This window comes from candidate division KSB1 bacterium, assembly GCA_034506335.1.
Taxonomy (GTDB): Bacteria; Zhuqueibacterota; Zhuqueibacteria; order JANLFK01; family Oleimicrobiaceae; genus Oleimicrobium.
Map to the genome: position 1 here is coordinate 1 of JAPDPR010000009.1, position 14,509 is coordinate 14,509.

The following is a 14,509-nucleotide window of genomic DNA, read 5'->3' on the forward strand; positions in this document are numbered from 1 at the left end:
TCTCAGTGCTTCTCTGCGTGTTGGCGGCCGGGTGTAGGCCTGGCGCGGACCTGATTGTCATTAACGCCAAAGTGTGGACAGTCAACCAAGCGCAGCCGGTCGCGGAGGCAGTAGCCGTGCGCGGCGACAAGATCGTGGCCGTGGGCACGACAGAGCGCGTGGCCAAGTACCAGCGGGCGAGGACCACCGTCATCGATGCTGCCGGGAAGTTGCTCTTGCCCGGGTTCAACGATGCCCATTTGCACTTTCGCAGTGGCGGCGCGGCGCTGCTGCAGGTGGTGCTGGATGGGTGCCGCACGCCTGAGGAGGTGCAGCAACGTGTGGCTGCGAGAGTGGCCGAGGTGGAACCGGGGCAATGGGTTACCGGCCGCGGCTGGGACCACACGCTGTTCAATAAGGGCGTGTGGCCGACCAGGCAGTTGTTGGATAGGGTCAGCCCTGACAATCCGGTGTTCCTGACGAGAGTAGATGGCCATGTGGGCTGGGCGAATTCCGTTGCTTTGGCGCGCGCCGGCATTAATCGTGACACGCCCAATCCGGAGGGTGGGGAGATTGTCCGCGACCCGTCCACAGGGGAGCCCACGGGGATCCTCAAGGAGACCGCCGCCTCGCTGGTGGCGCGCCTCATACCGCCGCTCACGGCTGAACAGGAGCGGGAAGCGTTAAAAAAGGCCCTGGCGGAAGCGCGCCGATTAGGTGTAACCTCCATTCAGGACAATTCCGGGATAGGCTCAGTGCGCCTATACCGCGAGTTCTTGGATCGGGGAGAGCTCACCGTGCGGGTGACTGAGTGGATGGACTTTGCGCTTGCCTCTGACCCGGCTTGGCTCCTCGCGGCCAAAAAGGAACACCAGCCTTTCTGCGATGGGCGCTACATCCGCTTAGGTCTGCTCAAGGGCTTTGTGGACGGTACCCTTGGCTCGCGCACGGCCTACTTCTTCGACCCGTATGATGATGACCCCGGCAATGTAGGCATGCCGCAGATTGACCAGGAAAAGCTCACGGCTATGGTGTGCACCGCCGACAGCCTCGGCTTTCAGGTGGGACTGCACTGTATCGGTTCGCGCGCCAATTGGATGGCGCTCAACGCCTTTGAGGAAGCAGTGCGGCGCTTCGGGGTCCGTGAGCGACGTCACCGCCTGGAGCACGCCCAGGTGCTCAGGCTGGCGGACATCCCCCGACTGCCAGAACTAGGTGTCCTTGCTTCGATGCAACCGACCCACTGCACCTCGGACTTGCGGTGGGCAGAACAGCGCATCGGTCACGAGCGGTGCAAAGGTGCCTATGCCTGGAGGCGCATCCTTGATGTCGGAGGCAGGATCTGCTTTGGCACGGATTGGCCGGTGGAGCCCTTGGACCCCATGCGCGGCCTCTACTCCGCCGTGACCAGAAGAAACATCGAGAGCGGGCAGCCGCAGGAGGGATGGTTTCCGGACCAGCGGCTGACCATCGAGGAGGCAATCTACCTGTATACGCTAGGGTCCGCTTACGGGGAATTCCAAGAGCACCTGAAGGGTTCCATAGAGCCGGGCAAATATGCGGACATGATTCTGCTGTCAAAAGACCTCCTGAGTGCAGAACCCCAGGAGATTCTGACTACTGAAGTGGTGCTGACCATCGTAGCGGGCAAGATCGTCTACCGCAAGGAGTGACTCCTGACTAACACGGTGAGTGAAGGCGTGGAGGTGCATAAATGACGAAGATGCTGAGGACAAAGGTTCAGGTGTGGGCAGCACTCTTGGCAGCGCTGATGACCGTAGGCCTCGGCGCGCAGGAGCTGCCGAATGGGGAAACTGCAAAGTCCTACGTGACCTACCTGGCCAGCGATGCGCTCCAAGGACGGGACACAGGCACACCAGGATTTGAAAAAGCAGCGGCCTGGGTTGCGGCGCATTTCCGAGAGTGGGGATTGGAGCCTGGAGGTGATGCTGGGAGCTACTTTCAGGAATTCCCCTTCGAATTCTACCAGGCGGACATTGAAGTGCCAACGTTCAAGATAGCGGGCCGCACCTTCTATTTCCACGAAGAAGACTTTCGTGTGATGCCCTACTCGGGCGGAGGAAAGGTCAACGCGGAAGTGGTGTTCGTGGGGTTCGGGATCAGCGCCCCCGACAAAGGGCTGGATGAATACGCGGGCCTGGACACCCGAGGTAAGGTAGTGCTGGTCATGCACGGCTTTCCGGGGGAGAAGGAGGAGAAGTGGAGGGAGGTGGCCAGCGACAGCGCCAAGGCCTGGGCGGCGCAACAACACGGTGCTGTCGGGATGCTGATGTGTGCCCATTTCCGCGAAGAAGATCGAAGCGCGGGCCGCTGGCGACTGAGCCCTGGGAACTACAAGCCGGGCTTTATCGCCTTTGCCGTCTCTGACCGGGTGGTGCAGTTCCTGCTTGCGGGCAAGAACGAGAACAAGCGGGCTTTCGAACGCCGGATGCGCAATGAGCAGGAGAGGCTGGACAAAGAGCTGAAGCCCCTCTCGCGTCCCACGGGCAAAAAGGCTGAACTGGCGGTGAAGGTAATGTTTGACGCCCAGCGCAAGGGCAAAAACGTGATTGCCGTGCTGCGCGGGAGTGACCCGGTGTTGCGCGAAGAAGCGGTCGTTCTGGGTGGGCACCTGGATCACGTTGGGGTACAGTATGGCGAAGTCTATAACGGCGCCGACGACAACGCCTCCGGTGCGGCAGCAGTCATGGAGGTGGCCCGGGTCATGGCCCGCAACCGTGTGCAACCGCGCCGAAGCATCGTGTTTGCATGCTGGGGTGGGGAAGAGCGCGGCTTACTTGGTTCGCGCTACTACGCCGACCACCCCACCTTCCCCATTGAAAAGACCGTGGCCAATCTGAACATGGACATGGTGGGGCTGGGGAAGAAGTTGGGCTTTCCCGGCATCTACTATGCGCCGGAATTGTGGGGCTTGATCAAGGAGAACATCGCTCCGGAGGAGCTGGAATTCCTGGAGCCAAGCCGTGGCGGCCCCGGGGGGAGCGACCACACACCGTTCATCACGCGCGGCGTTCCGGCCTTCGCGCTAATGACCTCTCCCTTTGATGCTCATCCTGACTACCACCAGCCGGGCGACGATGCGCACAAAATCGACGCCGAACTCATGGGAAAGGTGGCGCGCTTTGTGTACAAGGCGGCGCTACTGATCGCCGACCACCAAGGCGAGCTCATCGTCGCGCACCGACATCCGCGCTACATACACAAGTCGGCAGTGATTGCTAACCTTCACCCTATACCCTACACCCCTGGTATGGCGGTGCTCGACTCGCTGCAGGAGGAATGGATCGACCTCCAGTTCGTGACGGTGCCGTTCGACTCGCTTCTCAAGCCGTCTGAGCAGTTGACTAACGTGGTGCGATCCCTGGAGCAGGCGTCGAAGGAGGTAGGAGACCCCGCCCGGCTGGACAGGGCGATGGCGATGATGTTCAGCTCACGGCGGGAAAAGACAGCCGCGTTTGTGGGGTTAGCCGGCGCGCGCAGCGTCCACGGGGACCTGCAGTTTCTTTCCGCAGCGGGGAAGCTCGGTGCCCGTTTTGTTATCCTGGACGGCTGCGACGGCAGCTGGGTCGACCACAGCGGGCTGACGGAGCTGGGCAAAAAGGCGGTCGCCATTGCCAACGAGCAGAAGATGCTGCTCATTCTGCAGAACCTCCCCGAGCCGGTTGTTTGTCAAGTCCTGGCAGCGAGCAAGGCCCCAGTGGTCGTGGCAGCCAGGGGGGCGGTGAGCGACTCGTTGGTGCAAGAGCTGAAGGACAATGGTGGTCTCCTTGCCTTGCCGTACGATGTGGATGCGGGGCCATCCCAGGCGGTTTCGCTCGTGCGCGAGATGGAGCAGCGGGTCGGCCTGAGGAACCTCACCATCTATCCCGACTACGGGCGTCCCCTTCGCCTCCACGAGCTGGATCGGCTGCTTGAACTCACCGTGGCGTTGAAGGACGACGGCTTTCCCGACAGAGACATCACTAACCTCTTGGGGGGCAACTTACGGGAGGTGCTTGCGCGCATCTTTCCGAGCCAGCAGCCGCGTATGATGCGGCCGTTCTGAGCCGGCTGCCGAAGTAAGCGCAGGACTTCACGGCCCATGCAAGTCGGGGGGCGAAGCTCCGTGGGACCTTTTTGCGGGAGTGTGCGCAGAGGAGTCCGCGACAGCGCGCACGCTCGCGTTCCTACAGCGCAGCGGGGCTTGGTGCAAGAAAGGGTCTCGGTTCACGTGACAGGTGCCAGGCGGCCTTGTCTTAGACCATGACCGGCGGGTCGGAGTGCCCGTGCGTGCTTAGGCGAAATGAGCGACCTCCTCACGCCCGGCCCGGCCAGCTTGTGCCGCCCAGACGTATCCTGCCGAAGGGTGTTCTGGATGGCGACCGTTTGCCTCCCGCAGTCATGGTCTTGCCGCCCTGGTCTGAATGCAGCTCCATGACCTGCTGATTTCGGCACACGCCTTTTCTTCGGACCCTTACCTTCTCTACCGAGCGCTTGGGCCTGGAGGTCAGCTCCAGTGCTGCCAACTTCCCACTCACCCAAGTGGGCAAGTGAGCCCTTCGCATTCGCCCAAGTCCCTCACCGCATTAAGAGAATCTTTCCGGTTACCACGTGCTGCCCGATCACGCCCGAAATCGGCCTGGCCGCGAGGCGATAGAAATAGACGTTGGTGGGGCACGAAAACGCCTCCCGGCAGGCACGCCAGGTGACTATTTCGTGGGACGTCCCCAGTTTTTCCTCCAGGAGGGTCTGCACCAGCCGCCTGGCTGCATCACACACGTGGACGGTAGCCACACAAGGCTAGCTGGGGAAGAGCTGGAGCAGTACTCTATCATTGCTCGGGTCGGGATGTGCTTGGACCTGTACCAGCAGTTCATTATGCGCGCTTGCGGCCAGGGTGGCACAAGTCCTATAGCGAATCTCTCCCACCGCCTGCCGGAGAACAGCAAAGTCCGGGTTCCCCTCATCGATGCTAACCCAGAGAAGGTGGAGGCGGTTTTCTCTGCCCACGGTCAGAGCGTAATGGGCGTCTTGCGCGCTTTCGGAAGGTATCGGGGCCCCTTCCGATCAGCTTTCCTTCCGGCCGAAACGAGAGAAATAGACCAACTCCTTCCGGCACATGTACGCCCACACCACGCGCGCCGTGATGGCTGATGCACTGCGAGACCCCAGGCCCCTGCCCCCGCGGTATGGCCCAGGGTCGGTTGAGAACAAGAAGGTGCACGCCAGCCCGTTCTTTTCGTTTAGACTATAGGCGCACGGTGGTGCTACGGAGTAGAAATTTAGGCTTCTTCGGGAGAGGTAGCTTGCTGGACCTGCGTTGCCCGCAGAGCTTTGGCCCGCTTCTTCCGCGCCTTGCGCTTCTGTTGCAGCTTCATCCGACGACGTTTCTGTTTGCTCTTACTTCTAGCCATAGCACCCTTCCTTTAGTCCTACTTGCCAACGGGGATGGTTGCCACAAATATACAGCACCCCGCCCTTGTCTGTCAAGAGTTTTCTCCGCACACAGACGGCCACTGGCGACCTGTGCCCCTGTGGCGCTTCCCACTCAGGGAACTGCGTGGCTTTCGGGGCGGTTTCAAGTGGCGGGATGCATTCGGGACCCCTCTTAGGTCTAATCCCTTGGTGAGTAGGTGCTGGGATCCGTGGATGCGCCCGCTTGGTCGGGATGGAAAGAAGTTGCAAGTCATTGATGGCTGTGAGGAGAGCACAACCGTGCCGCAGGAAGAGCTAGGTTAGGGTGTTTCAAACATTGGCGCCGCCGGCAGGTTCGTATGCTCAAGTGCGTGGAGGGGAGCCCCCTCTTTGCTGCATTGAATGGCCCAGAGGAATAGGCTGAGGCGCAGGCCCCTGCTCAACACCGGTACAGTGGGGTTGAGCGGGCGGGCCTGCACGCGCGGGGTGCCGAAAGTGGTTTCGCGAGTCTATTAGCTCGCCTGTCCCGATGCCCAAATTCCTCTTGATTCTTAGCGAGGGATTTGGTACAATAGATCAGTGAGTGCTAACCGTGGGGTGGTAAGGTTTTTTGCGGATGTGGCTGCAGGATTTGCACCTGGCAGCGTGCTTTTTTCGGCACGAGCGCGGGTCCAGCGCGCTCCTTGCGCTGGCAAGGAGATTGCAGGTCTCTCAGGTTGACCGAAGCGCCGAGCATGGCGGCCACATCGAAATGAGGAGTGTGACGATGAAATTCATCCGCCTGTTTTCGCTCCTTTGCCTCGTAGCGCTGGCGGCTGCAGATGCCCCGGCGCAATACTTTGGCAAGAACAAGGTGCAGTACACCAACTTCAAATGGCAATACCTGCAGTCGGAACACTTTAACATTTATTTCACCGAAGGGGGGCAGCGCATCGCCGAGTTCGCGGCTGAAGTGGCCGAACAAAGTTACCGCTCCCTCAAGAAGGACTTTCGCTACGAGCTCACCGACCGCATCACCATCATTGTGCACAACTCGCACAATGACTTCGGTCAGACGAATGTCGACCTGTCTCCCCCAGACGAGGCAGTGGGGGGCTTTACCGAGTTTTTTAAGAACCGCATTGTGGTGCCGTACGACGGAGAGTGGGAGAGACTGCGCCATGTGGTGCACCATGAGCTGACGCACGCAGTGATGTTGCAAATGGTCTACGGCAGCGGTGTTCAATCCATCATCACCGGCCTCACTCGGCTGCAGTTGCCGCTTTGGCTGATTGAGGGCTTGGCCGAGTACGAGAGTCGGGGATGGGACTTTGAATCTGACATGTACATGCGCGACGCGGCCATCAATGGATATCTGCCTGAGATCGAGATGCTCAGCGGGTTTCTTGCTTACAAGGGGGGGCAGTCAGTCCTCCTCTTCATCAGCGACAGGTATGGGGGGCAAAAGATCGGCGAGCTCCTGGGCAAGATCAAGGTCAGCAAGAGCGTAGACCGGGGTTTGAAGCAGGCATTGGGTGTCGATGCCAAAGACCTATCGAAGCGGTGGCATAAATGGGTAAAGGAGCTTTATTGGCCTGATATCGGCTCGCATCGCGAGCCAGAGGACATTGCCAAGCGTCTCACCGACCATAAGAAGGATCGCAATTTTGTCAACACAAGCCCCGCCCTCAGTCCGAAGGGAGACAAGATTGCCTTCTTGTCCGACCGTTCCGACTACTTCGACGTCTACTTGATGAGCGCGGTGGATGGGCAGATCCTGGCCAAACTGGTGAGTGGGCAGAAGACGGCTAACCTCGAGGAGCTGCATTGGCTGAAGGGGCCCAATATCAGCTGGTCGCCGGACGGCGAACAGATTGTGTTCGGGTCCAAAGCTGGGGAAGGGGATGTGTTGCACATCGTGAACGTAAAGCAGCGGAAGATTGTGCGCACTTTGCGCTTCCCCCTCGATGGTGCCTTCAACCCAAGTTGGAGCCCGGACGGTAGCCAGATCGCCTTCACCGGCACCTACCATGGCCAGGGTGATATCTACACCGTCGACCTCCAGACCGAACAGCTGCGCAAGCTCACCGACGACCTGTTCAGCGACGTGGAACCATCCTGGTCGCCGGATGGGACCAAGCTGGTATTCGCGAGCGATCGTGGTCCTTTTGTAGACCCAACATTGGCCGGCGACCTGCGTCCCCACGAGTTAGCCTACAAGAATTTTGATATCTATGAGCTCAACTTAACCGACAATTCCATCACCAGGCTGACCACGACGGATTTCGTGGAGCGCACCCCGGTCTATTCTCCAGACGGCAAGCGTATCGCCTTCACCAGCGACCGCACTGGCATCACCAACCTGTACCTCAAGGACCTCGCTACCGGCGAGGAGTGGGCGATCACCGACGTGTTGACTGGCGTTTTCCAGCCCAGCTGGAGGGGGGACGGCACGCGACTGGCTTTCACGGCTTTCTACAATGGCGGCTATGACCTCTATCTGCTGAGCAATCCGCTGGAAATTGCACCTCATTCCATCACGCCGGCGAAGACGGCTCTTTTTACCAGGGTGATGGAGCGGCAGGAAAAGGAAAGGGAAAGGCGCGAAAGTGAGCGTACGCGCCTGGTCGACCTGCGCCCCAGTCTCGGGGAACGCGAGAACAAGTACAGGAACTTTGTCTTTGACGAGAAATTCGCGGACGCCATTATCGAGTCCGAACCAGAGTTCAAGAAGGTAGTTTTGGACTCTGCCGAAATCAGGACCGAAACCGGTGCTTATCGCGTGCACGACTACCAGGTGAAGTTTTCGCCGGACATAATCTACGGAACAGCCGAGTACAGCCAATACTTCGGCGTGCAGGGCACCACGCAGCTTGCGCTCTCTGACGTGCTTGGCAATCACCGCATCAACATCTACACCAATCTGTTCTATGATTTCCGTAACTCTGACTACATGGTCACCTATTTCTACTTGCCTCGCAGGCTGGATATCGGTGTGGGCGGTTATCACAATGCCTACTTTTTCTTTTCCTACGACCTCGGCATCATCCGAGACCGAAACTATGGGCTGAGCACTTACCTGAGCCTGCCCCTTTCGCGGTACCGCCGGGTTGACTTCAGCGCCGGCTTTGTGGGCATCGACCGTGACTATTTGGATTTCTCCGAGGAAGATCAGGCGTTCCTCGAGGAGATCGGGTACCTGCCCAATACCAGACGGCGCTTTGTGCTGTTAGGCCTGTCCTGGGTTGACGACACCTCTTTGTGGGGGATCACAGGCCCGGTGAACGGACGTCGGAGCGCTGTGGGCCTAATGGGGAGCCCAGGCCTTTTCGGCAAGCACGGCGCGGAGTTTCTCACCGCGCGCCTGGACTGGCGTCGGTACTACAAAGTGGGTAAGGAATACAACTTTGTTGTGCGGGTCGCCGCAGGGGCAAGTGGCGGCAAGCAACCGCAGCAATTCTTTGTCGGCGGCGTGGAGAACTGGATTAACCGCGAGTTTGCTGGTGGCTATGTACGGGTCAACAACATCGAGGATATCTACTTCGCCTCCTTTGAGATGCCTTTCCGCGGAGGGAGCTACTACGAACTCGCAGGGAACTCCTTCTTGCTCACCAACCTGGAGTTCAGGTTTCCTCTCATTCGTTATTTCCTCATGGGTTGGCCGCTCCCTATCGGTTTTGAGGACATCCGCGGCGCGCTGTTTGTGGACGTGGCGGGGGCCCGATATCGGGGCGAGCGATTCGTCGCATTCACGCGTTCGCCCAGCGGCTTCTACAAGCTGGAGGACTTGAAAATGGCCTTCGGCTTCGGCATGCGGGCCAACATCGGGTTCTTGGTGCTGCAATTCGACGTGGGTTGGCCCACGGACCTTTATGCCACGTCTTCCAGTCCGCGCTACTATTGGTCTCTTGGCGCCGAATTCTGAGCTGATGTCCAGGAAATGTAAAGGGAAAAAGTCGTGGGGCAAGATTTCCTGACACGGCTTGAGCAGGGGGTGTTGGTCTGTGACGGTGCCATGGGCACCATGCTCTATGCCCGCGGCATCTACCTCAACCGGTGTTTCGATGAGCTGAATCTGAGCCAACCGGAGCTTGTGAGCGAGATTCACCGGGAGTATGTGAGTGCGGGGGCACAGATCATTGAGACCAACACCTTTGGGGCTAATCGTTTCAAGCTCGCGCCGCATGGATTCGACCATCTGGTGGGCCAGATCAACCGCGCCGGCGCCGAGCTGGCGCGCAACGTGGCCAGGGATGAGGTCTTTGTGGCCGGTGCAATAGGTCCGCTCGGTGTGAGACTGGAGCCCTATGGCACCGTTACCCCTGCTGAGGCAGAGGCGGCTTTTCGGGAGCAGGCACAGGCCCTGCTGGACGGAGATGTGGACCTCATTCTGTTGGAAACGTTTGCCGACCTCAATGAGATCGTGGTGGCGCTGCGTGCGGTGCGAGCCTTGACCGACAGGCCAGTGGTGGCGCAGATGACCTTTGGCGACGACGCCCGCACGTTGCTGGGTGCGTTGCCGGAAAAGGTGGCGTCGCGGCTCATGGAGGAGGGGGCAGATGTGGTGGGTGCCAACTGCTCGGTGGGGCCGCAGCCGATGTTGGAGGTGGTGCAGCGCATGCACCAGGCCGGAGCGCCCCGCATTTCTGCCCAACCCAATGCCGGAATGCCCCGCCTGGTGGAGGGCAGATACATCTACCTGTCGTCGCCAGAGTACCACGCTGAGTTTGCGCGCCGGTTCATTGCCGCCGGGGCGCGCATCGTGGGTGGGTGTTGCGGCACCACCCCCGCGCACATTCGCGCAGTGGTCAACGCCGTGCGTGCGGCGATTCCGCGCCATCCCAGCGTAGGCGTTTCCCAAAGGGTGGAAAAGGCGCCGGAAGCCGAGGCCAAGCCACCCGAGGAAAAATCGGCCCTTGGGCGGAAGCTGGGCAAGAAGTTTGTGATCTCAGTGGAGGTGCTGGCTCCACGGGGCAGCGACCCCACAGAGGTCCTGCACAGCGTGGCTCGCTTGCGCGACCTGGGCATTGACACAGTCAATATTCCGGACGGGCCGCGTGCCTCCGCGCGGATGTGCCCCATGGCCCTGGCAAAGATTATTCATGACCAAGTGGGGGTTGAGCCCCTCCTGCACTACACCTGTCGTGATCGGAATCTATTGGGCATTCAATCGGACCTCTTGGGCGCGCACGCCTTGGGCATCCGCAACATTCTGGCCATCACCGGCGACCCACCCAAGCTGGGCGATTACCCAAGTGCGACCGCGGTGTTCGATGTGGACTCTATCGGTCTGACGCGCATCATCGCCGGGCTTAACCGTGGTGCCGATATTGCTGGCAATCAAATTGGCTCCTGCACCTCATTCCTCATTGGAGTAGGCGTCAACCCCGCGGCGCCGGATTTGGAACGGGAATTGGAGCGTTTTAGGCAAAAAATTGAGGCCGGTGCCGAATTTGCCCTTACCCAACCGGTCTTCGACGATGAGCTCTTCGCGGACTTCTTGGAGCGGATTAGCGACTGCCGCATCCCCCTGTTGCTGGGTATCATGCCGCTGATGAGCTTTCGCATGGTGGAGTTTCTCAACAACGAGGTGCCAGGAGTTCATGTGTGCGCGGCGGTCGCTGAACGCATGCGGCACGCCAAGAGCAAGGAGGAGGCGCGCGAGGTGGGAATCCTCACGGCGCAGGAGACCTTGCGCCGTTTTCGTGACCGCGTGCAAGGCATTTACCTGATGCCGCCTTTTGGCAAGGAGCGCACTGAGGTGGCCGCCCAGGTGCTGGAGGCCCTTGCCTCCTAGAGCGAGCTTGCGCCCTACACTCTTTGCAGGATGCGAACAGGAGATAGCCAATGACGTTGCGCAACGCAGTAAGGCCGTGGATAATTGGCGCCGCAGTAGCGCTTGTTGCGTTCGGGGGATGCCTGCAGGTAAGCAGAGCTCAAGTGGAAATGCCGCCACCGGAACGGTTCAGGCCTGGCGGCGAGCCCATGTTCGGCGGCGCGCTATTCGCTTACGACCTGTTTAACTTTGCATCAAGCGACTCTTCCAAGAGCCGGCTCGACGTCTACGTTTCCTTTGCGAATGACGTGCTGCAGTTTGTAAAGCTCGAGCCCGACTCATTCGTGGCCAGCTACGAGGTCCACGTGTTAGTGTATGATCGCAAGAGGAATCTGCTTGCTTCTCGCACGAGAACGGGCAAGGTAGTAGTGCGCTCATTTGCCGAGACAAATTCTTGGACTGCCGTTACCACGGAATGGGTGCAGTTCGATCTGGAGCCCCAGCGCTACCAGGTGAGTATCGGCCTCACCGATCTGGACACGCGCAAGACCCTGGAGCGGAGGCGGGATGTGGAACTGCGCGATTTCACCCGCACGAGGGTTCACCTCAGCGACATTGTGTTTGCGGACACGCTCAAGATGGTGGATGAACGCCTCGTGTACCTGCGACCTAATCTTCTGCGCACTTTCAGTTCCCCCAAATCCCAATTCAAAGCCTATTGCGAGGTTTATCCCCCTGCTCGTGCTGATTCGATAGAAGTCCGGTACGAGGTCCTTGACAACCGGCAGCAAAGCGTGTTCCGGGAGCAGATGACCCTGGAGGCCAGCAAAGAGGTTGTCCCCTTGACGATGAATCTGCGGGGCATGGTGCAGCAGCCGGGGAGGTACGAGCTGGTGGTAGAGGCGCGCGGCAGAGGGGGACGAGCAACCGCCAAAGCGCGGTTTGTGGTGCAGTGGGGTACGCTCAGCGTGCGAGAGACCAATATCGACCTTGCCATTGAGCAATTGCGGTACGTGGCGCGGAAGAAGGACATCGACGCCATGTTGGCTGCCACGCCAAGCGAACGCGAAATGCTTTTTGAGGATTTTTGGCGACGACGTGACCCTACCCCTGGCACGGAGCGGAACGAGCTGCGCGAGGAATTCTTCCGCCGGGTGGACTTTGCCAACCGTCAGTTCACGGTCTTGACCAGCGAGCAAGACGGGTGGCAGACAGACCGCGGGCGCATCTACATCATCTACGGTCCCCCGACCGACGTGGAAAGAGAGCCAACTCAGCTCGATAATCCGGCCTACGAAATCTGGTACTATCGCCATCTCAACCGGCGCTTCGTGTTTGCGGATCGTACTGGGACAGGTGACTATCAACTGGTACGCTCCGAATAGCCACGAGGTTCTATTCCTAGGGTTGTCCGGGGGAAAGAAAGGCGTGGACAGAATGTGGATAACCTGAGGCTCCGGTGGGCTTGGCTTTTCAGCCCTCTTGACGGTGGGCAAGAGAGAGTTGTTGCATAGGGTACAAGGACTGCCTAAAGCAGTCCTTTTTTTATTGGTTTTACAATGCATTACGCGACTACCATCGCTTTTCTTCAGGGAGCCGGTGCGGGCCTTGTGGACTGGGCGATATGTCCGAAAAGTGTGCACCCTGTGGCTTTCTTTGGATTTTGGCGAGTTAGGGGATGTGGATAACTTGTGACCTGGTGCGGCGGCAGGAAAAGAGCGCCGGCCAGTCTGGCCAAATAAGGGTTGATTTTGAGAAAATATTTCAGTAGAATTGCAACACGAGCATCGGTCATTCAGAGAATGAATTGTGGAGACCAATTGTCCGACTGGGTACTTCTGCCGATCTTCTTCTTCGCCCTGGTAGCACTGATTGGGCTTGCCGAGGTGGTGCGGCGATTGCTGGGCGGTTCTGCGGAGATCACACGCAAAGCCGTGCACGTGCTCACCGGCGTGTTGGTAGCGGGTACGCCCTTCATTTTTCGCCATGCCGCGCCCATGGCGCTGCTCGGCGGGGTGTTCGTGGTGGTGAACCTGGTGGGCGTGCAGAGGGGTTTTTTCAAGAGCATGCACGGCACTAACCGGCGGACCTACGGCACGGTGTTCTATCCGCTGGCCTTTCTGATCCTCCTGGCGGTGCTGTGGCAGAGCCATAAGACCGTATTTGTAGCGGCCATGCTGATTATGGCTTTTGCAGACGCTGCCGCGGCTGTGGTTGGCGAGAATTTGCCGCATCCGCGTGAATATCTTCTGGGTGCAGAGAAAAAGTCCGTGGAGGGCTCCACCACCATGTTTCTCGTTACCTTCGCGGTGGTGGTGGGAAGTCTGCTGTTGCTTGGGCCACGTGAGGGAATTGTCCTTGGGTTGCCCCTGACTCTCTGGGTGGCAGCTGTTGTGGCAGTAGTAGCCACCATGTGCGAGGCGGTTTCGGCTCTCGGTTCTGACAACTTGAGTGTGCCGCTCGGCGCTGCTTTTGTCATGCACTACATGCTCACCCACACTGGACCTGACCGTCTGGCGTTCAGTGCCGGCCTGGGGCTTGCCTTGGTGGTGGCGGTGGCCTCAGTCCGAGCCGGCTTCTTGAAGGCAAGCGGCGCTGCACTCACGTTCATTCTGGCCACCCTTGTGTTTGGCGTGGGGCGGTGGCCGTTCGCAGTCCCTATTCTCACTTTCTTCGTTCTGTCCAGCTTGCTGTCGCGTTTGGGCGAGCACCGCAAGCAGCTTCTTGTCGCCAACGCTTTTGCCAAAGTGGGGCCACGTGACTTTGGTCAGGTTTTCGCCAACGGAGGTGTGGCTGGCATCCTTTTGCTGGTGTGGCACTACTTCCCTCAGCCGGTGTGGTACGTGTTGTACGTGGCGTCGCTGGTGGCGGTGACTGCCGACACCTGGGGCACGGAATTGGGCGTGTTGGGCGGACAGGCCCCGCGTTCCATTTTGACTTGGCGGCGGCTACCTGTGGGCAGCTCAGGGGGGATCACGCTGTGGGGCACATTGGGCGGCGCCCTTGGCGCGGCTGTGGTCGCGGGTTCTGCAGCGCTGATGGGCGCACCACATAGGATGGTAACCTGGACGGCCAGAGCTCTCCTGGTCTTGGTGCTGGTTGGCGTAGGTGCAAGCCTGGTGGACAGTCTCATCGGGGCCACCGTACAGGGCCAGTACCGCTGTACCTCTTGTGGCAAGGTGACCGAAAAGCTATACCATTGCGGCCAGCCCACTGAGTTTCTGCGTGGCTGGCCATGGGTCAACAATGATGTGGTAAATGTAGCATGTGCGGCCAGCGGCGTGCTGTTCGCATGGCTGCTGCGTCGTTTTCTCTGGTAGCGCACAGTCGAACCCTGGAGGCATGAAGCTATGGAGGATG

General features: G+C 59.5%; 8 protein-coding genes. 6 read left to right on the top strand and 2 right to left on the bottom strand.

The features are described 5' to 3' along the window. Together ONB25_04605 and ONB25_04610 are read left to right on the top strand one after the other, a co-directional pair. The coding region (locus ONB25_04605; protein MDZ7392171.1) for an amidohydrolase at positions 1-1,652 on the top strand (1,652 nt) is incomplete at its 5' end. 41 nt (positions 1,653-1,693) lie between these two features. After that, the gene (locus tag ONB25_04610; protein MDZ7392172.1) at positions 1,694-4,045 is read left to right on the top strand and encodes a M20/M25/M40 family metallo-hydrolase; all 2,352 of its coding nucleotides are present in this window, start codon (positions 1,694-1,696) and stop codon (positions 4,043-4,045) included. Positions 4,046-4,557: 512 nt separating this feature from the next. On the opposite strand, the gene ONB25_04615 is transcribed toward ONB25_04610, so the two are convergent. Beyond that, positions 4,558-4,773: a hypothetical protein gene (locus tag ONB25_04615; protein MDZ7392173.1), complete on the bottom strand. Its 216-nt coding sequence runs from the start codon at positions 4,771-4,773 to the stop codon at positions 4,558-4,560. A gap of 488 nt (positions 4,774-5,261) precedes the next feature. Next, complete coding sequence (locus tag ONB25_04620) at positions 5,262-5,393, bottom strand: hypothetical protein (GenBank protein ID MDZ7392174.1); 132 nt, start codon at positions 5,391-5,393, stop codon at positions 5,262-5,264. A 767-nt stretch (positions 5,394-6,160) separates the two neighbouring features. Between ONB25_04620 and ONB25_04625 the strand changes: the two genes are divergently transcribed. The 4 genes from ONB25_04625 (at position 6,161) to ONB25_04640 (ending at position 14,469) form a co-directional block, all read left to right on the top strand. Next, positions 6,161-9,298: a BamA/TamA family outer membrane protein gene (locus tag ONB25_04625; protein ID MDZ7392175.1), complete on the top strand. Its 3,138-nt coding sequence runs from the start codon at positions 6,161-6,163 to the stop codon at positions 9,296-9,298. Between the two features lie 33 nt (positions 9,299-9,331). Further along, complete coding sequence (locus ONB25_04630) at positions 9,332-11,170, top strand: bifunctional homocysteine S-methyltransferase/methylenetetrahydrofolate reductase (GenBank protein ID MDZ7392176.1); 1,839 nt, start codon at positions 9,332-9,334, stop codon at positions 11,168-11,170. A gap of 50 nt (positions 11,171-11,220) precedes the next feature. Then, a complete protein-coding gene (locus tag ONB25_04635) occupies positions 11,221-12,534 on the top strand; it encodes a GWxTD domain-containing protein (protein MDZ7392177.1) in 1,314 nt (437 codons plus the stop codon). A gap of 435 nt (positions 12,535-12,969) precedes the next feature. After that, entirely contained in the window at positions 12,970-14,469 is a 1,500-nt protein-coding gene (locus ONB25_04640; protein ID MDZ7392178.1) for a DUF92 domain-containing protein, read from the top strand. The last annotated feature ends 40 nt before the right edge of the window (positions 14,470-14,509 follow it).